The following is a 21,625-nucleotide window of genomic DNA, read 5'->3' as shown; positions in this document are numbered from 1 at the left end:
TTTTAGTAATAAATACTAGCTTTTCAACGTAGGATAGAAGGATGGATCAGAAGAACTGCAAAGTGATATTTAAAGGTGAGTTATTGCCACTCATAACAAAAGAGCAAGCTTTAGAAAGCCTATCTCGCCTATTTAAACAGCCTCGAGAGGTTGTTGAAAAGCTTTTTGCTGGTTCTCCTGTAACATTAAAATCTGGGCTAACATCAGCGCAGGCGGACAACTACATAGAAACACTCTTACATATTGGCGTAGTGACGCATAAACAACTAGATAAACCCGCTAGCAGTTTATGGACAGTTGAGGCTATTGAAGACGAATATAGCACTGCGACTCGAAATGGTGACAATAGCTGGACCTGTCCCAAATGTTACACAAAGCAGCCGACCAGTGATACCTGCAGTAATTGCGGGCTAATTGTTAGCAAATTTAACGCCCAACAGCATGCAGTTAGCCAAGCATCTGTTGTTTCTTCTGCGTACACTACACCACAATCATCTTCTGCCTTTACTGAAGAGTATGAAGAAGAATTTAAACTTGCTACTTTTCAAGGCCGTATTGGTCGGCTACGTTTTTTAGCATGGCCCTTTTACTCTAATTTAATTGCAATAGCGTTAGGCATTCTAATCGTCTTTATTGGTGGGGAATCATTCATAAACCAAGTGATACTTATTGGGAATCAAGCAGCAAAAGATCCCGATTCTGTAAGTACTCTAGACCTATTCTTTAAAACTGGGTTTGCTGGAATATTACTAGGCATTCTTGCTTTAGCTATAAATATATTTTTATTAATGATTTATATCCGACGAGCGCATGATATAGGGCTTCCAACCGCTGTCGGTACTCTTCTCTACTTCATACCTCATATTCTAGGTGTTATTAGCAACCATCTTGCAGCCGGCTGGGCAACTGTGCTTATTTGGATAGCCCTATTTCTTATCCCAGGTGGAAACCTAAAGAATAATTACGGCTATGCACCACCTGACAATACATTAGCTATCCATATTGCTGCATTTTTACATGCTGCACTACTCATTATTGTATTTTTACTGGCTATAAAAGGATTATAAACATCAGTATCTTTATGCACTATAATGAGTCGCTAGCTATACAGCTAGCGGCTTGATTTCTTGCATATTATTCATCCGCACTCACTGTTCTATCTTTTGCCCATAACCGTAAGCGCATTAACTCTTCTGACATGACTACTGATAGTGGTGATGTTTGAATAATTTCATTTAGCAACAGCTCTTGGTCGATTTGCACATTGCGTGCTTGCCCTGCATATAGTGATGAGACAATAGCCTGTTCAATTTCAGCGCCAGAAAATCCCTCTGCTGTTTGAGCAAGCTGCTCAAGATCAAAATCACTAACTTCAATTGATCGCTTACTCAAATGGATACGGAAAATTTCTTTGCGAACCTCCAGTTTTGGTAAGTCCACAAAGAAAATTTCGTCAAAACGACCTTTTCGAACTAACTCTGGCGGCAAGCGAGAAATATTGTTCGCTGTTGCCACCACAAACACAGCGTTTTTACGCTCTGACATCCAGGTTAGCAGCGTACCTAGTACTCGCTGACTCACGCCTTGATCTAAATCGCTGGTTGAAATACCTTTTTCAATCTCATCAATCCAAAGTACACAAGGTGCCATGCGGTCTGCCAGACCTAGAGCTTCACGCAAATTTCGTTCTGTTTCACCAAAAAACTTATTATATAAACTACCAAAATCTAAACGTAACAGTGGCAAGCCCCATAGGCCCGCAACCGCTTTTGCCGCTAGACTTTTACCTCCTCCTTGAACACCAACCAATAACATGCCTTTTGGCATATCCTTAATGGTTTGCCCAAAAAATGCCGAGCGCCGCTGCCCTAACCAACGTTTTAAATTGGTTAAACCACCCACTTCAGCAAAGCGTGCAGTGTCTGACTCATAGCTAAGAACGCTATCCAGATTAAGAAGCTGGAATTTCGCTTTGTTCAGCTCAGGAATATCTTCTTGTGTAATAGCGCCATCATCACAGATCAATTTACGCGCTAAACGCCGTGCATCAGCATGGCTCATGCCATGCAAATTTTTCACCATTTGTTTAAGCGTTACGCTGTCTGTCTGCACTCGAATACCGCGGTTTTTCTGAGACCAACGGGCTGCCTCTTCACGTACAATACTCAGTAGTTCGTCTTCAGAAGGTAATGAAACATTAAATCGGGCAGCAAAACGTTGAATTTCAACAGGTAAATTCAGTGCATGGGACACCAATATCACTGTAGGGCGATCTATACCTTGCGCCATGGCGATATCTTTTAATAAACGCACAATTATTGGTTCGCTCATAAAAGGGTGCAAATCGCAGAAAACAAAAATTCCTGTTCTGTTTGAGTTTTTTACTTGAACTAAAGCCCTCTCCGCTTCACGCGAATCCTGATCAGGTATTCCAGTAAAAGAAGCCTGTTGCAAGCCTTCAGTACATGACCATAGCCATAGCATATCGCCTCGTTGCATCGCTAAATGGGTCAAGGTTTGTAATACTTGTACTTCATCCCATGACTCAATAGCTACAAGGCGAGTTCTAGCGTCCAATACAAGTTGCAAATCACGCACATCATTTTTCATTGTTTTTCCTTAACCTGTAGGCTAGCTCCCAATAGTTTTGCAAGGTACACTCAAGCCACTCATAAAAAATGGAGCTCTCTATGGATTGTATCTTTTGTAAGATTGCTTCGGGAGCTATTCCCAGCAAAAAAATCTATGAAGACGATAAAGTTATCGCTTTTCATGATCTAGCCCCACAAGCGCCTTTGCATTTTCTTGTTATTCCCAAGAAGCATATTGCAACGTTAAACGATTTAACAGAAGAAGATAGGCTACTGGCTGGACATATTTTATTTACTGCTCAGCGTTTAGCGAAAGAGCTGGGTTGTGAGCAAGGCTTTCGCGTGGTAATGAACTGCAATGAACTGGGTGGGCAGACGGTTTATCATATTCATTTGCATGTTTTAGGCCAGCGCAGTATGTCTTGGCCTCCAGGCTAACGACTTGATTGCGTTGTATTTTGATACGACGCATCACCTTAACGACGGATTCAGGTACACTCTTTTTATTTTGCAGGAGGCTGAGCATGTCCTTTCAGCGCCACTATTCTCCGCTCGATCTAGTAGTCGGCCAAGTTGATTCTGCGTTACGAACGCTATTACCACGATCCAATACAGCTTCACGCCCATCGCCAGCACACTCCCAAACTGAATGCGAAATGGATGAGCAGCAACGACAACTGGTAACAGGGTTAATGCGAATTAATCATACTGGGGAAGTTTGTGCTCAAGCGTTATATCAAGGACAAGCCAGCACTGCCCGCTTACCAGATGTACGTGAAGCAATGGAACATGCCGCTGAAGAAGAAATTGACCATTTAGTTTGGTGTGAGCAGCGCATTCATGAATTGGGAAGCCATACCAGCGTACTCAATCCTATTTTCTATGGCTTATCTTTTGCAGTGGGTGCTACTGCTGGTTTGATCAGTGATAAGGTGAGCTTAGGCTTTGTGGCGGCCACTGAGGATCAAGTATGCAAGCACCTCGATCACCATTTAGAGCGCTTGCCAACCAATGATATGCGCAGCCGCGCCATCCTAGAGCAAATGCGAATTGATGAGGAGCAGCACTCCACAACAGCATTAGAAGCAGGTGGTTATCGTTTTCCTCGTCTTGTGAAATGGGGTATGAGCCAGCTGGCCAAAGTGATGACCGCTAGCACTTACCGCATATAACAAAAAGCCCGTTCAACGAACGGGCTTTTTACTTTGCAACTCACTCAATGTGGCATATTACGCCCGTAAAAAATCTCCAACATCTCATGTCGTACTCGATTTTCAACATCATGGCGTTCTTCATATGACAAGCTACCCGTCGCATCGCCAAATAAGTAGTTATCTAATTCAAAATCTTTAATCAGCATTTTGGTATGAAATAGATTTTCTTGATACACGTTTACGTCAGTCATTTGATAGGCTGCACGCGCATTATCAGATAAATAATTCTGAATAGAGTTAATCTCATGATCAATAAAATGCTTGCGCCCTTCAATATCTCGCGTAAAACCACGTACACGGTAATCAACTGTCACTATGTCCGAATCGAACTGATGAATTAAATAGTTCAATGCTTTAAGTGGGGAGATCACGCCACAGGTAGAGACGTCAATATCGACGCGGAAGGTAGCTATCCCATCTACTGGGTGAACCTCAGGGTAAGTATGAACAGTGATATGGCTTTTATCTAAGTGCGCCAACACGGTTTCAGGTAAAGGGCCTGGCGATTCCTCTATCTGGCTAGCCGTAGGTTCGACTGGTTGCTCAGAAATTAAAATAGTGACACTGGCGCCTTGGGGCTCATAGTCTTGGCGAGCAATATTTAAAATATTAGCACCAATGATATCAACAACGTCGGTTAAGATTTGCGTTAAGCGCTCTGCATCATACTCACGGTTGATGTATTCAATATAGGCTTGCTGATCTGCATTAGATTGAGCATAACAAATATCATAGATATTGAAACTTAACGTCTTAGTTAGGTTATTAAAACCATGTAGCTTGAGTTTGCTTGGCACGGCTACAATCTCTTCATTAATGCGGATATACCGCGTGTTTATTGTGCACGCCTGTCGATTAAGCAAATTAGACTTAATCGCGTAGGGCATTATTCACCTCTGCGCTATGCGACTGTGGCTATAAAGTATGTGAAACATACGCCTAAAAGGCTGCGCCATTATGCAGATGAGCAGCCTTCTAAGCTAGAGTTACAAGCCGTTTTTTAGTCTTAGTTAGTATTAAGCTCAACTATTTCAAAACTGTGACGAATTTCAACTCCTGCTCGACCCAGCATAATTGAAGCAGAACAGTACTTCTCCATTGATAAATCGATGGCTCGCTGCACCACAGATTCTTTTAAATTACGACCGGTCACGGTAAATCTTAGGTGAATCTTAGTGAATACCTTTGGTTCGGTCTCAGCGCGCTCTGACTCAATCGCCACATCACAACCAAAAATGTCTTGCCGTGATTTTTTCAAAATGCTAACCACGTCAAAATTACTGCAACTTCCTAATCCCATTAGAATCATTTCCATTGGGCGTGGTCCAATGTTTCGTCCGCCATGTTCGGGCGGTCCGTCAACAACTAGTGCATGACCTGAACCAGATTCTGCGACAAACTTCACATTTTCAACCCATTGCACGCGAGCTTTCATTGCTTTTCCTCTTTAATATCCAGATGGAGCGACTTATAAAAACTTTTAACCTATACTTTAGTATCAAGTAATTATCTATTCATTTATAAGATGCATTATTTCTAAATATAAATTATATATACATATAAACCATTTTAATATTCGGTCAGCGCCTTTGCCTGAAAGGCAATCATTAACACACGGAGTGAATCATGCTGCCACTAGTCACCTCACCTCAAGCAAAATTATTAGACATTTTACTGCCGCACTCGCGTCGCAAACATTACTCTAATAAGAGTACTATCATTTTTGCAGGCGATCCTAGTGATTCGCTGCTTTATATCATTCGCGGGACTGTCACAATTCTAATTGAGGATGATGATGGCCGTGAAATGATTATTGCCTATTTAAACAAAGGTGACTTTATTGGGGAGCTCGCATTATTCAATGAGAATAACGAGTTTGATGAGCGCAGCGCTTGGGTGCGCGCACGTTCAGACTGTGAAATTGCGGAAATTAGCTATGCTAAGTTCAAAGAACTCAGCCAACAGCACCCTGAGCTTATGCACACCATTGGCCGTCAAATGGCTCAGCGCATTAAAGACACAACACGTAAAGTTGGGGACTTAGCCTTTTTAGACGTAACTGGCCGCGTGGCGCATACATTGCTTGAGCTTTGCAAGCAGCCAGATGCTATGACGCACCCTGATGGCATGCAAATTAAAATTACTCGCCAAGAAATTAGCCGTATTGTTGGCTGCTCACGTGAGATGGTCGGACGTGTGTTAAAAAACTTGGAAGACCAACATCTTGTCCAAGTGAAAGGAAAAACCATGGTTGTTTATGGCACCCGCTAAGGTGCCATTTTTACTCATTTTTAGCGATGCACAGGGCGTTTTTGTAGCTTACGCTGCAGCGTCCTGCGATGCATACCTAGCGCCCTAGCCGTGGCTGATATATTACCATCATGCTCTGATAATACCCGCTGAATATGCTCCCACTGTAAGCGATCAACTGACATGGGATTATCTGGGACTAGGCTGTCTAAATCAGCATGCTCGGACAACAATGCCGCTAGCACGTCATCCGCATCTGCTGGCTTACATAAATAATTACAAGCACCGCGTTTAATAGCTTCTACAGCAGTTGCAATACTCGAGTAGCCTGTCAAGATTAAAACCCGCATATCAGCGTCAATCTCAAGTAATTTAGGCAATAACACCAAGCCTGAATCACCTTCCATTTTCAAATCAAGTACAGCCAAATTTGGAATATTTTTTTTCGCTAACGCTAATCCTTCGTCCGCTGAACTCGCCACGTCAACCGTCAAGCCTCGGCGTGTCATTGCTCGAGCCATCACTCTTGTAAAGGTTGGATCATCATCTACAAGCAGTAAATGTGGACATTCTTCTCCTTCAAACAATGTTTCTTCACTCATTTTTAACTCCTTAACTTAAGACAGCATTTTGGCGAGGCAGCCGTAATTCCGTAAGCGTTCCACCGCCTTCATCGTTATATAGCTTTACGGTGCCGCCTGCTCGCGTAACGCTAGCTTGACTTAGAAAAAGCCCTAACCCAAAGCCTTTACCTTTAGTGGTAAAAAAAGGTTTTCCTAGCTGTTCTGCAATAGCTAGTGGCACGCCTGCTCCTTGATCATGTATGCGCACACTGATCCACTGTACATCCCAATTTAGAGCAATACGTAAATCATCAGCACAAGCATCGGCTGCATTGTTTAACAAATTTAAGACCGATTGCGTAAGATCCGCTGGTGGCATAATCATAGGAGTATCTCCCTTTCCACCATAGCTATACTGAAAGGTAACTTCAGGGCGCATCAAATGCCAACGATCAACAGCAGCTTGCATCCAAACAGTAATAGGCTGCTCAACCGCGGCTAATTGTCGATCAGCTTCAGATGCACGTACCAACTGCTGCAAAGTACTTTTGCATAATGACACTTGATCACGTAACAGCGCTAAATCCTCAAGCAGATCTGGGTTTTGTCTATATTCATTGGTAAGTTCACTTAACAAGACACTCATGGTCGATAAGGGCGTACCTAGCTCATGAGCTGCCCCCGCTGCTTGAGTGGCTACAGCTAGCAACTGTTCATCCCGCATGCTTTCTTCTCGACGTAAGGCTTGCAATTGATCTTGTAAACGGACAGCTCCTGACATTTTCACCACAAAAAACGTTATAAAGGCAGCTGATAGCGCAAAGTTTAACCACATGCCAAAAAGATGCAGTTTAATTAATAAGGCATCTTGCGCGCTGCTAGTAAAGTGCAACGGCTGGTACCAAATTAATAAAACCGTATATCCCGTTAAAGCAAAGCCAGTCAAACTTAGCGAATACACCCAAGATAGCGTTGCAGCAGCAATGGTTAGTGGTACCAAATAGTAAGCAACAAAGGGGTTGGTTGAACCGCCTAAGTAATACAACAAGCCACTATGAATTAATAAATCAAAGCCCAGCTGCACAGCAAACTCTAACTCAGTGACTGGCCAATCCTTACGTAAACGCAATAAGGTAAAAATACAGCCATTAAAGGCAAGTGCCAATAAAACAAGAATGGGTGGCCAGTCTAATGGCAGCATTTCAGTAACATAGACGAAAGCCAAGGTGCCAACCTGCGCCATCAGCACTAACATGCGAATAATAACTAAACGGCCTAAATTCTGGCGACTAGCTGATAATAAGTGGGCAGGTGCAAGCATGAATCTCTCCTGAATAGCTATTGAGTATAGCAAGTGATTTTTCAGAAAACCTTTGTGCGTCATCACACCGCAGTCTGTAAATACTTGTCATATTGATGAACTAACCGCAAAACCGCTAATCTCATCTAAATAAACCTTATTAAGGATAGAACTATGTCCGATAGTCATTCTCCAAAAATTCTAGCGGCTGCCCTAGCAGCTGCTTTAGCTACCGTTATGCCAGCCCATGCTTCTGAAAAAAGCTATAACCAAGTTTCTTTACGTGCTGAAGCTAGTCAAGAAGTGAACAATGATTTAATGCGTGTGACTTTCTATATTGAAGCGCGTGATAACGATCCAGCTAAGCTCGCTAACCAAATAACCCAAACGCTCAATAAAGCCTTAGATACTGCCAAGAAAGTAGCCAATGTTAAAGTGAGCATGGGATCACGTTCAAGCTACCCACTTACTTCTGAAAGCAGCCTAAAGCAAAGTGCTACAGAAATTACAGCTTGGAATGAGCGCGGTGAAATTATTGTGGAAAGCCAAGATTTTTCAGCACTCTCCCAATTAACTGGTGAGTTATTAAAAAGCTTACAAATGGGTTCTATGCAATTTAGCATTGCGCCAGCGACTCGTGAAAAGACAGAAGATCAGCTGATTTCCGAAGCCATTACAGCATTTAAAAAGCGTGCTGAAATTGCGACCAAAGCTATGGGCGGGAAAGAATATAAAATTGTTAACCTAAACCTTAACAGTAACGGTTTTGGTGGCGGTGTACCTATTATGTATCGCGCTAAATCGGCTAGCTTTGACAGCGCACCTAATGTTGCTGGTGGTACAGGCACCGTTACCATGTCAGCCGATGGCGTTATCGAAATTAATTAATATTTAACTCATATTTAATTTAATTAGATTTCTTAAATTTAACGATAATCATTAGCATTCGTACTCTTATTCAAAAGGAGATTACGAATGCTTACCTTTTTCCAACGTTCAGTGTTAGCTACTGCAGTATTAGGACTCAGTGCTGCATCTCAGGCCAATACTGGCTCTAAAGACCCGCTTCAGTTAAATAATGTTGTTGTTAGCGCGGCAGGCTTTGAACAAAAAATAACCGATGCGCCTGCTAGCATTTCCGTTATTAGCCAAGAACAACTTCAACGCAAACGTGTTACCAGCATTGCTGATGCGCTTTCAGATATTGAAGGGGTAGATGTTAATGATAACGCTGGAAAAACAGGCGGTCTTAACATCAGCATTCGTGGCATGGATCCAAAATACACACTTATCCTAATTGATGGCCGACGCCAAAACGTAGCAGGTAATGTGACGCCTAACGGCTTTGGTGAAACATCCACGAGCTTTATTCCTCCTGTTTCCCAAATTGAGCGTATCGAAGTTATCCGTGGTCCTATGTCAACCCTTTATGGTTCTGACGCCATGGGTGGTGTGGTTAATATCATCACAAAGAAAATCAATAATGAATGGGGCGGTGCCGTTACGGCCGAAACCACATTACAGGAAAAAAGAGAGTTTGGTGATAGTCGCCAAATTAATGCGTATTTATCAGGCCCACTTATTGAAGACAAATTAGGGCTAACATTGTCTGGTAATTACTTTGAGCGCGATAAATCTGAAATTGAATATCGTAAGGTCAATGGCGAAATAGTACAGCCTGCCATGGGGCGTAATCCCGTTAAGTCCGATAAATACAATATTGGTTCAAAATTAGTATTTACACCTTCCGATGATCAGATGCTTGGCTTGGAGATAAGGCAAGATCGCCAGACCTACGATAACCATAAAGGTCAGCTCGGTACCTTAGGCGATGGTGGCTATACAAAAGAACAACGCTATGAACGTGATCAGTATACAGTGTTTTATGAAGGCAACTTTAACATTGGCCTTCTAGAAGCCAGTTTAATGCAAAACAACACAGAAACCTTTGGTCGTACTAACCCAGCATTAATTAAAACCCCAGGCATTATACCTTTAGGCAAACGTAAACTAAGGGAAGAAGATACTATTTTTAATATCAAGCTTCTCAGCCAGCTTGGTGATCATAACTTAACGCATGGAGCTCAAATTCATAAAGCGAAGATGGAAGATGGTGTGGTCTCCTCACCTTTCCGCCACAGAATTTACTCGGCCTTTATTGAAGATGAATGGCGCTTTATACCTAGCATGGCTTTAACGCTTGGAGGACGCGTTGACCATCATGACAAATTCGGTACTGAAATTAGCCCACGCGCTTATCTAGTGTGGAACCTTAACGATCAGTGGACCTTAAAAGGCGGTGCGAGTAAAGGTTTTAAAGCACCTGAACTACAGCAGCTATCTGATGGTATTAACGGCTTTGGACGTCAAGGTAGACTACCTTTGGTGGGAAATCCTGACTTAAAACCAGAAACCACAATAAGCTCTGAAATAGGCGTCTATTTTGATAACCTATCTAACTTTAATGCAAATGCCACTGTATTCCATAATTCATTTGAAGACAAAATTGGCGAAACTATTGTAAATAACTGCCGCGTTATTAATAGTGCCAATTGTATTGATATTGGCCCAGGTTATAACAAAGTTGCGCCAACATTTTTCAAAGAAGTTAATATAGATAAAGCAACAACAAAGGGTATTGAGCTAGCTGGTCGTTACCAATTTGCCCCTAACTGGAGCTTATTAGCAAACTATACCTACACTAAAACTGAACAGAAAAGTGGCGCTGACAAAGGGTGGCCTCTCTCAAGAACACCTAAACATATGCTAAACACTTCTTTAAACTGGCAAACTACAGATAAGCTAGCCACATGGTTAAAAGCAGAATATCGTAGTAAGCGCTTCCGTCGCACAGCCGCCTCGCATAACTATGCTTATGAGGCCCTTGGCGATTATAAAGCCTATACCCTATTCCATTTAGGAGGCAGCTACCAAGCTACCGATAATCTGGCTATCAATGCAACTATCTACAACCTTTTAGATAAAAACTTTATTAAATACAAGTCATACACTTCAAATGCAGATGGAGCTATTGCTTACGACAATCAGTACAACAATAGCCAAGAGCGCCGTCGTTTATGGTTATCTGCTACTTATACGTTTTAAGCCCTAACAAACAGAGGGAATATCTTCCCTCTGTTTATCTTTTTGCATAATACTCTGTAAATCTTGAGTAAATTAGTCAAATAGACTTTACTTAATATTTGATAATAATTAGCATTTGCAACACTTTAGAGTGCTATCAAATATTACATAAGGCCTTTCATGTCTTTTGCTTCTCTTCGTCAATGGCATTGGATTAGCTCAGCACTATGCCTAGCTGGCATGCTGCTATTTGCCATTACAGGCATCACCTTAAACCATGCCACCGATATTAAAACGCAAGCCCGTGTGGTCAGTATAGAAGCTGTATTCCCTCCAGATTTATTAAAGAACCTACAACAAGCTCCACCTAAGCATGGCTTACCTACAGACTTAAATCAGTGGATTCAAACTGAAATAGGTATTACTGCCAATTCAAGTTCTGCTCAATGGACAGAAGATGAACTTTATATCGCCATGCCCAAACCAGGTGGCGATGCCTGGTTAAGTTTGGACCTACAAACAGGCGATGTCTTATACGAATCGACAGATCGTGGCTGGATTGCTTATTTTAATGACCTGCATAAAGGCCGTAACACAGGCATTTGGTGGTTTTGGTTTATTGATGTCTTTGCTGCTATTTGTGTGATTTTTAGCATTACTGGCTTTTGGTTATTAGTTCGTCAAGCTAATACGCGCCTAAGTACATGGCCTCTCACCCTACTGGGTTTTCTGCTTCCCCTCTTAATTATGTTGTTATTTATTCACTAAATTGGACATTACCATGTTAAAGAAATCCTTTGCTTTATGTTTCGCCAGTTTGTGTTTACCTATGGTTGCCCAAGCGGCTCAACTTAATGTGGAAATTGAAATTCCACGTTTAGATGTAGCCGAATATCATCGCCCTTATGTGGCGCTTTGGATTGAGCAAGGCAACCAGCATGTGGCTGATTTAGCCGTTTGGTATGACCTAAAAATGAAGAATAATGAAGGCGAGAAGTGGCTTAAAGACATGCGCCAATGGTGGCGCCGTAGTGGGCGCACGCTCAGCTTTCCTATTGACGGTGTCAGCAGTGCCACTCGAGCAGTAGGCAAACATCAACTGAGCTTTGATTCGCAAAACCCTGTATTAAGCAAGTTGCCCGCAGGCGACTACCAGCTACTTGTGGAAGCCGCTCGCGAAGTGGGCGGCCGTGAGCTGATCAAAATTCCATTTACTTGGCCGCCTCAGGCTGAGCATACCGAAACGGCGCAAGGTTCAACTGAACTCGGTGCCATTGTCCTGCAAGTTAAACCATAAGGATGTTTATGAAAGCTAAATCATTAAAATGGGCAGCACTTGCCTTAGCAATGACGCTCCCCTTAAGCGCACAAGCACACCGCGTTTGGATGCTACCTTCAGCCACTGTACTATCGGGCGATGATGCTTGGGTAACAGTAGATGCTGCCGTTGCCAATGAGCTTTTCTATTTCGACCACTTCCCGCTACAGCTTGAAGGTATTGGTGAGCCATTAGTTATTCCTAATAAAGATGGCAAATTACCAGAGGCCAAAGCACCAGCCCGCAAACGTGCCGAACTGCAAATTTTCACGCCAGATAACCAAACAGCCAAAGCTTGGTATGGCAATACAGGGCGCTATCGCACCACCTTTGATGTGCAGTTAAATCAAAAAGGCACCTGGAAAATTGGCATTTCCGGCAACAGCCTATTCGCTAGTTTTGAAGAAAACGGCGAAAAAAAACGCTGGAGTGGCAGCTTAGAAGAATTTAAAACCGCTATTCCAAAAGGTGTCTCTAAGCTACAAGTAACCCAGTACAACGGCCGTACAGAAACCTATGTTACTGCTGGCAACCCGACTGACAAGGTATTTACGCCAAGCAAACAAGGACTAGAGCTAGTACCTGTTACCCACCCTAATGATCTAGTAGCCAACGAAGCTAGCACCTTTGGTTTTCTGCTGGATGGGAAACCCGCTAAAAATGTAAAAGTAACTATTATTCCTGATGGTAACCGTTACCGTGATCAGCCTGAAGAAATCGAGCTGACCACTGATGCTAAAGGACAAATAACGGTTAATTGGCCTCATGCTGGCATGTATTGGTTAGGCGCTAATTACAGTAGCGATTTTAAAGCAGCTGGCAACCCTGCAACTAAGCGCAGCGCTAGTTATAGCCTGACCTTAGAAGTCCAGGCACCTTAACATGGACCTCGTGCAAGACCCTAGCCGCCTACTCATAGCTACCACACTCGTCCTCATCTATGGGTGGGTTTGCTGGTGGTATTTCGCACGCTATAAGCGACAAGCTAAGCCAGTGGTCAGCCAAGTGGATTGGCTTGTGGCTTATGCTAGTCAAAGTGGCAATGCTCAGCGACTGGCTGAGCAAAGCTGCTCTTACTTACAGAGCTCAGGGCTCAACGCACAGTGCTGTACCTTAAACCAATTAAGGGTAAGCCAACTGCAACAGCAATCTATAATTTTTATTGTTAGCACGTATGGCGATGGCGAAGCTCCTGATCATGCTCGCAGCTTCTTCAAGCAACTGCAAAAACACACTGCTCCACTGGATACTCAATACGTTATTTTGGCCTTAGGGGATTCCACTTATCCACACTTTTGTGCTTTCGGCAAACAGCTAGCCATACAGTTAGAGCGGCTACAAGCTCAGCCCTTATTCCCTTTACACTGCCTAGATAGGCTAAATCACAATGAACTAACCCAATGGCATAAGCACCTCGGCCAAGCTTTATCACTTGCACCACCTGCTATAGAAACTACAAAACAGACTCACAAGATTCGCTTGATGCAACGAGAATCACTCAACCCCAACAGCGCCAGCCCACAACTCTACTTATTGACTTTTGAGTCTGAGCTCAACTGGCAAGCAGGCGATATACTGCAAATAACGCCATTTAATGATAGTCAATATAAAATGCGCGACTACTCCATTGCCAGTGCAGCTCATCAGCCTTTACAGATTATTGTGCGACTAGAACGGCATCCAGATTACGGTAACGGGCTTTGTTCCTCTTGGCTAACCCAAGCACTAACCATTAACAGCGAACTTCAGGTGCAACTGCGTAGCAACAATAACTTCCATGCAACTGAACAGCATAACCCCGCCATTTTTATTGGCGCTGGCAGTGGTATTGCTGGGTTACGTGGGCACTTACAGGAACGTGCCAGCACTGGCAAAAGCTGGCTGCTATTTGGTGAACGTAGCGCTATTCATGATTGCATATTGCAAGATGAACTAAACACTTGGCAGCAGCACAATCCTTTATTCCAAGTTGACCTTGCCTATTCACGCGATGGCCAATCAGCACAATATGTACAAGATTTACTCTATAACAAGGCCGCACAAGTTAAACAATGGGCGGCTGAGAACGCCAGCATCTATGTCTGCGGCCGCCTCAATGGAATGGGCGAAGGCGTACATACCGCACTTATCGATATTCTTGGCAGCCATTACCTTGAACAACTCTTAGAACAAGGACGTTACAAACGCGATTTATATTAAAGCTGGAGTAAATACCCATGTTACTGGGCTGGTTAATAACGAATAAACAGCATAAATCATGAAAATTACTGAGTTTCCGACTTTAAACATTTAGCCTTGAGTAATCAGCCGCTATAATCAGCGCCAAATTTTTAAAGTCATTATCTTGAGGCGCAATCAGCATGAGCAAACTAGCTGCTGAAGTCGCGAAACACCGCACCTTCGCTATTATTTCTCACCCTGACGCCGCCCAGCCCTTCAACGCTTAAAACCACCTTTCATTGCACACCACAATTACTTTTCTACATACTGAATTTAGCGTTTTTGTCTTTTTCTCGTTTTTTTGCTTTTCAATGATATCCAAGCGTAACACTCAAAAAGTGTGTACAAACCTCTTCTTTATTACGCTTATCCTTCGGCTATTTGACGCGAGCTCTTCTGTAGCCCTTACTTTATAAGGCCTGAGCGACAAAAGCACCTAATGGGCGGAATGCCTCTGTTCGCGATTATCAGCTAGCGTATCGCTCTTTTTTCGATGACCAATATCTCTGTCTACTAATCTGTAATTATGTATCAAATCATAGATTTTGATATATAATAACTAATCATATTTGTGTTCTTTTAGTTGAAGTGATATGTTTTAATATATAATTCTTCTTTGGTGATGCATCAAGGTATATCAACATGAGCTATGTAACAGAGCAGATACTAGAAAGCCTTCGAAAAGCTCGGCTACGTAAAGGTTTTAGTCAAAGAGAGCTCAGCGCGCGTTCGGGTGTGCCTCAAAGCCATATATCAAAAATTGAGTCTGGCGGCGTTGATTTAAGAATGTCCAGTTTAATTGCACTTGCCCGTGTACTCGACCTAGAGTTATTTGTCGCACCCAAAAAATCTGTACCAGCTATTACGTCGATCATTCGAAGCTGCCAAGGGAGCATCGACGAAGCTGAGGCAATGTCGCCTGCATATCAGTTAGAGGAAGACGACAATGACTAATCATGTTTCTACGCTCAACGTGTTGCTCTATGGCGAACCCATAGCAACGATCACCAATGTGGGCAATGACAGAACACTTTTTGCCTTTGTGGATTCCTATATTCATGATGAGTCGCGCCCTGTGTTAGGGCTTGGTTTTAAAGATGCACTGGGTGGCTTACTGACTAACTTTAAACCGACCCAAACCAAATTAACTCCGTTTTTCTCTAACCTTTTGCCGGAAGAAACTATGCGAAATTATCTGGCAGAGCGTGCTGGCGTTAATCCAGCACGGGAGTTTTTTCTATTGTGGGTACTAGGCCAGGATTTAGCAGGTGCGATCAGGGTTGAACCAGCAGATGGTGAAGCCTTACCACCTAATGTGCATCACGACATTGATGATAAAACGAACGTTGAAGCAGCAATGCGTTTTTCATTGGCTGGGGTGCAATTGAAGTTTTCAGCTGTGCAGCAGGCAAATGGCGGTTTGACGATTCCTGCAACCGGTCAAGGTGGTTCTTGGATTGTAAAATTGCCGTCGTCTCAATTTGAAGCTGTGCCAGAAAATGAATATTCGATGATGGAGCTGGCTCGAATGCTGGGCATGGACGTGCCAGAAACGCAGCTCCTCCCTATTACTCAGATTGCTAATATCCCAAATGGCATTGGCAAATTTGGTGACAGTGCGTTTGTGATCAAGCGTTTTGACCGTGCAGATGGTCAAGCTGTGCACATTGAGGACTTTGCGCAAGTGTTTGGCGTTTATCCTCAAGATAAATACAAAAAAGCCAGTATGCGGAATATTGCTCAGGTTATCGGCATTGAAGGCCAAGACGAGGATATCGCAGAATTTACTCGTCGATTGGTGTTCAATACGCTAATTGGAAATGCAGATATGCATTTGAAGAATTGGTCTGTGATCTATAAAGATAAGCGTACAGCGTCTATTGCACCTGCTTATGACTTTGTTTCAACCATTCCTTATATCCCAGATGACAGTGCCTCGCTAAAGGTTAGCCGTAGCAAGAAATTCAGCGATTTCACGCTGGATGAGCTATCACACTTAGCCGCTAAAGCCATGTTGCCAGAAAAATTGGTGTTAGATACCGCAAAGCACACTGTAGCTGGCTTCCATGAAGTATGGACGAAAGAAAAAGCACACTTACCCCTTACAAAATCAGTGATTGAAGCCATAGAAACGCACTTACAAAGCATACCATTACGTTAAATTCCCAGTAGGTAGAAGCGTACAATCAAGATGGTTTAATTCCACGCTATTTTATGGCGCTTTGCGCCGCAAATTGGACGTTTAGTATTACCGTTGGCATGACGGTGTTAAAGGTGCCAACAAACATTGGTGGCGCGACATCAGCGAAGACGAGTTGCCGCAGGAACAAACTTACCTGGATGATTTGTACCATCGTGGCTCAGAACATGCCCACTATGACTACAAAGATGCCCGCAATCGATTTAAAGCTTTGTCATAGCCTCTTGCATATTTGAAAACCTCTGGAAAATGGAAAGTGAACTTACGTTATACCCAAACTACTTGGTGTTGCAGCTAGGCGGCAAGTGAGCGAATCCCCATGAGCATAGGTCTTCTATGTGATTGGGGTGAGCGAATGCAGGTAACACCGCTGCGGCTGCAAGTAGGCAGGGTATAAAACCAACAAGAGGAATCTTTCCATGTACCAAGACACCTACATTGAATACTGGGGCGAAATATTCGTCTCTGCCCGCATCATTGAATTTGGCATCACGTTCGAGCGCTTTCTTAAAGATCCATGGAAGCACTTGATGTCCTGTGGCCAAGAGTCTGCTCCAGACGCGATTGCTGAAGTGATGCTGCCATTGCTACCAGCCCAGGCAGAAGTTGCTAGGCGCATTCGGGAGAGTGAGCAACGAGTCCTGATGTCTACAGAGACGGACAAAGGGGTATCTCATCGCGGTAACATCGTGGTGCCATTGGTTCGGGTAGCGCATTGATAGCGGCTATCAGCATTGGCACAAAACAAGGTCTTCAAGTCTATACCTGAGCGGCAATTGCAATCCAGATCAAAAAGTTGCCGCTTAGCCTTCCCTACAAAATAATTTGTGATAGGATGTTACCTAATAAAATTAATTAGGTTGAAGCCTATTCAGTGTTTTATGTACATCTGTCCAGCTTCAACCGGTAGAGATTGCTAAGTCATTGCGGATAAAGAGTAGCATTGAGTGACACTATTCAATGTGATTACGCGATGTCTGACCGTACTTTATAAACAGAGTTTTAAGAAACTGGTTGAATTGGATGAACAAGACGCATGACAAATGATGGCCTGAAACAAAGGCTAGTAACTAAGCCAGCTAGGCTTTCGCAGATCACGCATTTGCCACAAGCAACAAGGGATCGCATTGCCCACATTGATTTCACCTTATTGTTTAAGGGGGAAGCGGTGCGGGCGGATTTAGTCGATCGTTTCAGCATAGCCGCTGCACAGGCCACCAAGGACTTCTCAATGTACCGCGAGCTTGCGCCAGATAATATTGAGTATGACCAAAAGCTCAAATTACATAAGCGTGGTGAAGCTTTTGAACCCTTGTTCGACTATGACGTTGTGAGAACGCTGGCAACCATTAGCCAAGGGTACGGCGATGGCTTTACTGGCAAGGTAAAGCCACCACTAGCTTGTGAAGCACCTTACCACCTCAACAAACCGAGTCTATCTATAGTGGCCAAGATCACCGAGGCCATACATAAAGAAAAAGCCTTGCGTATCACCTATGTGTCGTTATCGAGCGGTGAAACCACGCGTGAAATTGTGCCGCATACACTGGTGGATAATGGCCTGCGTTGGCATGTTCGTGGTTTTGACCGCAAGCATAGCGAGTTCCGTGACTTTGTGCTGACCCGCATTAAAGCAGCGGTTGTGATTGAGGATTCGACTTTGTCTGAAACGGAGCTCGAAACCAAAGACCGCCAATGGAATCGGTTTGTAGAACTTGAGTTAGTACCGCACCCAAGCATAGAGCACAGCGAAGCCATTGAACTGGATTATGGCATGACGGGTGGCGTTCTAAAGGTAGAAATTAGAGCGGCAACGGCAGGCTATTTACTTCGGCTTTGGAATGTTGATTGCTCCAAAGCACACAGCCTTCAAGGCCCTGAATATCAGCTTTGGTTAAAGAATACCCCGACACTTTACGGGGTAGCCAATTTGAATTTAGCCCCTGGGGTTGACGAGTGATGTTCAACGACAGTGGAACAACCGCGCACCCCATAAACGAATTATGACGAATTAAAAGCAGGAATTAGCAGATGACAAGTTTACAACAACGAGCCGAACTTCAACGCCAAATATGGGCGATTGCCAACGATGTGCGTGGCTCAGTGGATGGCTGGGACTTTAAGCAATATGTACTAGGTACGCTGTTTTACCGCTTTATCAGTGAGAACTTTGTCAATTACATTACAGGCGGTGATAAGAGCGTTAATTATGCGGCCATGTCTAACGATGATGAAAATATCAAGTCTGCTAAAGAAAATGCTATTAAAGAGAAAGGCTATTTTCTTTACCCTAGCCAGTTGTTCAGCAATGTGGCAGCCAATGCACATAAAAACGAAAATTTAAATACGGATTTGGCCGCTATTTTTGCGGCCATTGAAGATTCTGCCAATGGCTATGATTCAGAAAAAGACATTAAAGGTTTGTTTGCCGATTTTGATACCACCAGCAATCGTCTGGGTAATACAGTAGAGGCAAAAAACAAGCGTTTGGCAGCTGTGTTAAAAGGCGTGGCAGGTTTAACCTTCGGCAATTTTGAAGACAACCAAATTGATTTATTTGGTGACGCTTACGAGTTCCTGATTTCTAACTATGCCGCCAATGCGGGTAAATCCGGTGGCGAATTTTTCACCCCTCAACACGTTTCAAAACTCATCGCACAGCTCGCCCTGCACGGCCAGACCAGTGTTAATAAAATCTATGACCCTGCGGCCGGTTCGGGCTCTTTGCTGTTACAAGCCAAAAAGCACTTTGATGCGCATATCATTGAAGATGGTTTCTTTGGCCAAGAGCTTAATCACACCACTTACAACTTGGCGCGTATGAACATGTTTTTGCATAACATTAACTACGACAAGTTTAATATTCAGCTGGGTGATACCTTAATCGAACCGCACTTTTTAGACGACAAACCCTTTGATGCGATTGTCTCTAATCCGCCTTATTCGGTGAAGTGGATTGGCAGTGATGACCCTACCTTAATCAACGACGACCGCTTTGCACCCGCAGGCGTGCTTGCGCCTAAATCTAAAGCCGACTTTGCCTTTGTGCTTCATGCGCTGAGTTACTTATCAAGCAAAGGCCGTGCAGCCATTGTTTGTTTTCCCGGTATTTTTTACCGTGGCGGTGCTGAGCAAAAAATTCGCCAATACCTAGTTGATAACAACTATGTTGAAACCGTGATTTCATTAGCACCTAACCTGTTCTTTGGTACCACCATTGCCGTCAATATTTTAGTGTTATCTAAGCACAAAACCGACACCACCACCCAGTTTATTGATGCCAGCGGTCTATTTAAAAAAGAAACCAATAACAACGTGCTGACTGAGCAACACATTGAAGACATCATGCAGGTGTTTGCTAGCAAAGAGAATGTAGAGCATTTTGCTAAATCCGTTGATTTGGATGTTATCGCAGACAACAGCTATAACCTTTCGGTAAGTAGTTATGTGGAAGCGAAAGACAACCGCGAGTTAGTGGACATTACCGAGCTTAATGCCGAACTTAAAACGACCGTTGCTAAAATCGACCAGCTTCGCAGTGATATTGACGCCATTGTAGCGGAAATTGAAGGTGAGGAGATGGAAGAATGAGTCAGTTGAACTATTTAGAGAAACTGCTGGATGGGGTTGAGGTTGAGTGGAAGGATTTAGGGGATGTAACACAATACGAACAACCTACAAAATATCTTGTAAAAACGAAAAACTATGATGATTCGTTTGAGACTCCTGTATTAACTGCGGGCAAGACTTTTATTCTAGGTTATACGGACGAAATAGGCGGGATAAATCGAGCTTCAGAAGATCCTGTAATAATTTTTGATGACTTCACTACTGCTAATAAATGGGTTGATTTCGACTTTAAAGCTAAATCCTCAGCAATGAAAATGATTAAATCTAGTGATGAGTCTAAATTCATGCTGAAGTACGTATATTATTGGATGAATACGCTACCGAGTGACTTGATTGACGGTGATCATAAACGGCAATGGATTAGTAATTACTGCGCTAAAAAAATCCCCATCCCTTGTCCAAATAACCCAGAAAAGTCGCTGGCAATACAAGCTGAAATTGTGCGCATTCTGGACGCATTTACCGCCATGACCGCCGAGCTGACCGCCGAGCTGACCGCCGAGCTTAACATGCGGAAAAAACAATACAACTACTACCGCGACCAGTTGCTAAGTTTTGAAGAAGGTGATTTTGAATGGATGACCCTAGGTGATGTCACAAAAAAATGGTACTCAGGTGGTACACCTACTGCTGGAAAGCCTGAATTCTACGAAGGGGGCAATATTCCTTGGTTGAGAACTCAGGAAGTAAAATTTTCTGACGTATCTGAGACTGAGGTATTTATAACGCCTGCTGCATTGAAAAATTCATCAGCCAAATGGATTCCAGAAAATTGCGTGATTATTGCCATTTCTGGAGCAACTGCCGGAAGAACAGCAATTAATAAGATTCCTCTAACTACAAATCAGCACTGTGGATGTTTGGAAATCGACGATAAAAAAGCCCTATACCGATACGTATTTCATTGGGTTAGCTTCAATTACGAAAACATAAAAGCTCTAGGACAAGGTGCAAGAGGCGATCTTAATTCAACAATCATCAAGAACTTTAGGTTACCTGTTCCTTACGCAAACGATCCTGAGAAATCATTGGCTGAGCAGGCGCGAATTGTAGCGATATTGGATAAATTCGACACGTTAACAACTTCGCTGCAAGAAGGTCTGCCCCGCGAAATAGAACTCCGCCAAAAGCAATACGAGTATTATCGTGACCTGTTGTTAAGCTTTCCGAAATCAGATGAGGCGGCTTAATGAGTAAAACGCTAACAGAAATAGCAGCGCTGTTGCAAGCGTCCGACAAAAAAGTGCCGTTGATT

21 protein-coding genes and 1 pseudogene are annotated in these 21,625 nt (G+C 43.3%); 17 read left to right on the top strand and 5 right to left on the bottom strand.

From position 1 onward, the window contains the following. Positions 1-41 precede the first annotated feature (41 nt). Positions 42-1,067, top strand: a complete 1,026-nt coding sequence (locus tag VQ643_RS11025) for a DUF805 domain-containing protein (RefSeq protein ID WP_414199827.1) — start codon at positions 42-44, stop codon at positions 1,065-1,067. Positions 1,068-1,134: 67 nt separating this feature from the next. On the opposite strand, the gene VQ643_RS11020 is transcribed toward VQ643_RS11025, so the two are convergent. Then, complete coding sequence (locus VQ643_RS11020) at positions 1,135-2,610, bottom strand: AAA family ATPase (RefSeq protein WP_414199826.1); 1,476 nt, start codon at positions 2,608-2,610, stop codon at positions 1,135-1,137. Positions 2,611-2,690: 80 nt separating this feature from the next. On the opposite strand from VQ643_RS11020, the gene VQ643_RS11015 reads away from it, so the two are divergent. Both VQ643_RS11015 and coq7 read left to right on the top strand, forming a co-directional pair. Further along, on the top strand, positions 2,691-3,029 hold the full coding sequence (locus tag VQ643_RS11015) for a histidine triad nucleotide-binding protein (protein ID WP_414199824.1): 339 nt from the start codon (positions 2,691-2,693) through the stop codon (positions 3,027-3,029). 86 nt (positions 3,030-3,115) lie between these two features. Beyond that, positions 3,116-3,763 (top strand): 2-polyprenyl-3-methyl-6-methoxy-1,4-benzoquinone monooxygenase, encoded by a 648-nt coding sequence (gene coq7, locus VQ643_RS11010; protein ID WP_414199823.1) that lies wholly within the window; start codon positions 3,116-3,118, stop codon positions 3,761-3,763. Positions 3,764-3,807: 44 nt separating this feature from the next. On the opposite strand, the gene speD is transcribed toward coq7, so the two are convergent. Both speD and VQ643_RS11000 read right to left on the bottom strand, forming a co-directional pair. Next, complete coding sequence (speD, locus tag VQ643_RS11005; protein ID WP_414199834.1) at positions 3,808-4,602, bottom strand: adenosylmethionine decarboxylase; 795 nt, start codon at positions 4,600-4,602, stop codon at positions 3,808-3,810. Positions 4,603-4,811: 209 nt separating this feature from the next. Next, positions 4,812-5,240, bottom strand: coding sequence for an OsmC family protein (locus VQ643_RS11000; protein WP_414199822.1), 429 nt, complete (start codon positions 5,238-5,240; stop codon positions 4,812-4,814). 191 nt (positions 5,241-5,431) lie between these two features. Between VQ643_RS11000 and crp the strand changes: the two genes are divergently transcribed. Beyond that, the gene (gene crp, locus VQ643_RS10995) at positions 5,432-6,076 is read left to right on the top strand and encodes a cAMP-activated global transcriptional regulator CRP (protein WP_414199821.1); all 645 of its coding nucleotides are present in this window, start codon (positions 5,432-5,434) and stop codon (positions 6,074-6,076) included. A 20-nt stretch (positions 6,077-6,096) separates the two neighbouring features. Here crp and VQ643_RS10990 read toward each other — a convergent pair whose 3' ends face one another. Together VQ643_RS10990 and VQ643_RS10985 are read right to left on the bottom strand one after the other, a co-directional pair. Continuing rightward, positions 6,097-6,657: a response regulator transcription factor gene (locus VQ643_RS10990; protein WP_414199820.1), complete on the bottom strand. Its 561-nt coding sequence runs from the start codon at positions 6,655-6,657 to the stop codon at positions 6,097-6,099. 10 nt (positions 6,658-6,667) lie between these two features. Further along, positions 6,668-7,939, bottom strand: a complete 1,272-nt coding sequence (locus VQ643_RS10985; protein ID WP_414199819.1) for an ATP-binding protein — start codon at positions 7,937-7,939, stop codon at positions 6,668-6,670. A gap of 153 nt (positions 7,940-8,092) precedes the next feature. On the opposite strand from VQ643_RS10985, the gene VQ643_RS10980 reads away from it, so the two are divergent. From VQ643_RS10980 to VQ643_RS10920, 13 genes and pseudogenes are all read left to right on the top strand, one after another. Further along, positions 8,093-8,806 carry an SIMPL domain-containing protein gene (locus VQ643_RS10980; protein ID WP_414199818.1) on the top strand — a complete coding sequence of 238 codons (714 nt, stop codon included), beginning with the start codon at positions 8,093-8,095 and terminating at the stop codon, positions 8,804-8,806. A gap of 87 nt (positions 8,807-8,893) precedes the next feature. Next, entirely contained in the window at positions 8,894-11,023 is a 2,130-nt protein-coding gene (locus tag VQ643_RS10975) for a TonB-dependent receptor domain-containing protein (RefSeq protein ID WP_414199817.1), read from the top strand. Positions 11,024-11,182: 159 nt separating this feature from the next. Continuing rightward, positions 11,183-11,770 carry a PepSY-associated TM helix domain-containing protein gene (locus VQ643_RS10970; protein WP_414199816.1) on the top strand — a complete coding sequence of 196 codons (588 nt, stop codon included), beginning with the start codon at positions 11,183-11,185 and terminating at the stop codon, positions 11,768-11,770. Positions 11,771-11,783: 13 nt separating this feature from the next. Continuing rightward, positions 11,784-12,299 (top strand): DUF2271 domain-containing protein, encoded by a 516-nt coding sequence (locus VQ643_RS10965; RefSeq protein ID WP_414199815.1) that lies wholly within the window; start codon positions 11,784-11,786, stop codon positions 12,297-12,299. Positions 12,300-12,307: 8 nt separating this feature from the next. Continuing rightward, positions 12,308-13,201, top strand: a complete 894-nt coding sequence (locus tag VQ643_RS10960) for a DUF4198 domain-containing protein (protein ID WP_414199814.1) — start codon at positions 12,308-12,310, stop codon at positions 13,199-13,201. Position 13,202: 1 nt separating this feature from the next. Continuing rightward, positions 13,203-14,519: an NADPH cytochrome P450 oxidoreductase family protein gene (locus VQ643_RS10955; RefSeq protein ID WP_414199812.1), complete on the top strand. Its 1,317-nt coding sequence runs from the start codon at positions 13,203-13,205 to the stop codon at positions 14,517-14,519. 663 nt (positions 14,520-15,182) lie between these two features. Next, positions 15,183-15,494: a helix-turn-helix domain-containing protein gene (locus VQ643_RS10950; protein ID WP_414199810.1), complete on the top strand. Its 312-nt coding sequence runs from the start codon at positions 15,183-15,185 to the stop codon at positions 15,492-15,494. Further along, positions 15,487-16,701 (top strand): type II toxin-antitoxin system HipA family toxin, encoded by a 1,215-nt coding sequence (locus tag VQ643_RS10945; RefSeq protein WP_414199809.1) that lies wholly within the window; start codon positions 15,487-15,489, stop codon positions 16,699-16,701. The genes VQ643_RS10950 and VQ643_RS10945 overlap by 8 nt, the downstream gene beginning before the upstream one ends. A gap of 88 nt (positions 16,702-16,789) precedes the next feature. Next, positions 16,790-16,960: pseudogene (locus VQ643_RS10940) on the top strand (DNA polymerase III subunit epsilon); the annotation flags it as partial. Positions 16,961-17,159: 199 nt separating this feature from the next. Further along, positions 17,160-17,459, top strand: a complete 300-nt coding sequence (locus VQ643_RS10935) for a hypothetical protein (RefSeq protein ID WP_414199808.1) — start codon at positions 17,160-17,162, stop codon at positions 17,457-17,459. A 317-nt stretch (positions 17,460-17,776) separates the two neighbouring features. After that, a complete protein-coding gene (locus tag VQ643_RS10930) occupies positions 17,777-18,700 on the top strand; it encodes a WYL domain-containing protein (RefSeq protein WP_414199807.1) in 924 nt (307 codons plus the stop codon). Between the two features lie 71 nt (positions 18,701-18,771). Further along, positions 18,772-20,331: a type I restriction-modification system subunit M gene (locus VQ643_RS10925; protein WP_414199806.1), complete on the top strand. Its 1,560-nt coding sequence runs from the start codon at positions 18,772-18,774 to the stop codon at positions 20,329-20,331. Further along, positions 20,328-21,560: a restriction endonuclease subunit S gene (locus tag VQ643_RS10920; RefSeq protein ID WP_414199805.1), complete on the top strand. Its 1,233-nt coding sequence runs from the start codon at positions 20,328-20,330 to the stop codon at positions 21,558-21,560. Before VQ643_RS10925 ends, VQ643_RS10920 begins: the two co-directional genes overlap by 4 nt. Positions 21,561-21,625 lie beyond the last annotated feature (65 nt).

The sequence above is a fragment of the Pseudomonas sp. F1_0610 genome (assembly GCF_047470865.1).
In the GTDB taxonomy this organism is placed as follows: Bacteria; Pseudomonadota; Gammaproteobacteria; order Pseudomonadales; family Pseudomonadaceae; genus JAZDRH01.
Note: the sequence above shows the minus strand (reverse complement) of the source record. Positions and strands in the feature narration are given on the sequence as shown.

What these genes read in the sequence shown, in the direction of transcription:
- VQ643_RS10990 (WP_414199820.1), bottom strand. Translation starts at nt 6,657, where the DNA reads ATGAGTGAAGAAACATTGTTTGAAGGAGAAGAATGTCCACATTTACTG.
- VQ643_RS11025 (WP_414199827.1), top strand. Translation starts at nt 42, where the DNA reads ATGGATCAGAAGAACTGCAAAGTGATATTTAAAGGTGAGTTATTGCCA.
- coq7 (WP_414199823.1), top strand. Translation starts at nt 3,116, where the DNA reads ATGTCCTTTCAGCGCCACTATTCTCCGCTCGATCTAGTAGTCGGCCAA.
- VQ643_RS11000 (WP_414199822.1), bottom strand. Translation starts at nt 5,240, where the DNA reads ATGAAAGCTCGCGTGCAATGGGTTGAAAATGTGAAGTTTGTCGCAGAA.
- VQ643_RS11020 (WP_414199826.1), bottom strand. Translation starts at nt 2,610, where the DNA reads ATGAAAAATGATGTGCGTGATTTGCAACTTGTATTGGACGCTAGAACT.
- VQ643_RS10975 (WP_414199817.1), top strand. Translation starts at nt 8,894, where the DNA reads ATGCTTACCTTTTTCCAACGTTCAGTGTTAGCTACTGCAGTATTAGGA.
- VQ643_RS10945 (WP_414199809.1), top strand. Translation starts at nt 15,487, where the DNA reads ATGACTAATCATGTTTCTACGCTCAACGTGTTGCTCTATGGCGAACCC.
- VQ643_RS10970 (WP_414199816.1), top strand. Translation starts at nt 11,183, where the DNA reads ATGTCTTTTGCTTCTCTTCGTCAATGGCATTGGATTAGCTCAGCACTA.
- VQ643_RS10965 (WP_414199815.1), top strand. Translation starts at nt 11,784, where the DNA reads ATGTTAAAGAAATCCTTTGCTTTATGTTTCGCCAGTTTGTGTTTACCT.
- VQ643_RS10930 (WP_414199807.1), top strand. Translation starts at nt 17,777, where the DNA reads ATGACAAATGATGGCCTGAAACAAAGGCTAGTAACTAAGCCAGCTAGG.
- VQ643_RS10920 (WP_414199805.1), top strand. Translation starts at nt 20,328, where the DNA reads ATGAGTCAGTTGAACTATTTAGAGAAACTGCTGGATGGGGTTGAGGTT.
- VQ643_RS10935 (WP_414199808.1), top strand. Translation starts at nt 17,160, where the DNA reads ATGTACCAAGACACCTACATTGAATACTGGGGCGAAATATTCGTCTCT.
- VQ643_RS11015 (WP_414199824.1), top strand. Translation starts at nt 2,691, where the DNA reads ATGGATTGTATCTTTTGTAAGATTGCTTCGGGAGCTATTCCCAGCAAA.
- VQ643_RS10960 (WP_414199814.1), top strand. Translation starts at nt 12,308, where the DNA reads ATGAAAGCTAAATCATTAAAATGGGCAGCACTTGCCTTAGCAATGACG.
- VQ643_RS10985 (WP_414199819.1), bottom strand. Translation starts at nt 7,939, where the DNA reads ATGCTTGCACCTGCCCACTTATTATCAGCTAGTCGCCAGAATTTAGGC.
- VQ643_RS10925 (WP_414199806.1), top strand. Translation starts at nt 18,772, where the DNA reads ATGACAAGTTTACAACAACGAGCCGAACTTCAACGCCAAATATGGGCG.
- VQ643_RS10980 (WP_414199818.1), top strand. Translation starts at nt 8,093, where the DNA reads ATGTCCGATAGTCATTCTCCAAAAATTCTAGCGGCTGCCCTAGCAGCT.
- VQ643_RS10955 (WP_414199812.1), top strand. Translation starts at nt 13,203, where the DNA reads ATGGACCTCGTGCAAGACCCTAGCCGCCTACTCATAGCTACCACACTC.
- crp (WP_414199821.1), top strand. Translation starts at nt 5,432, where the DNA reads ATGCTGCCACTAGTCACCTCACCTCAAGCAAAATTATTAGACATTTTA.
- VQ643_RS10950 (WP_414199810.1), top strand. Translation starts at nt 15,183, where the DNA reads ATGAGCTATGTAACAGAGCAGATACTAGAAAGCCTTCGAAAAGCTCGG.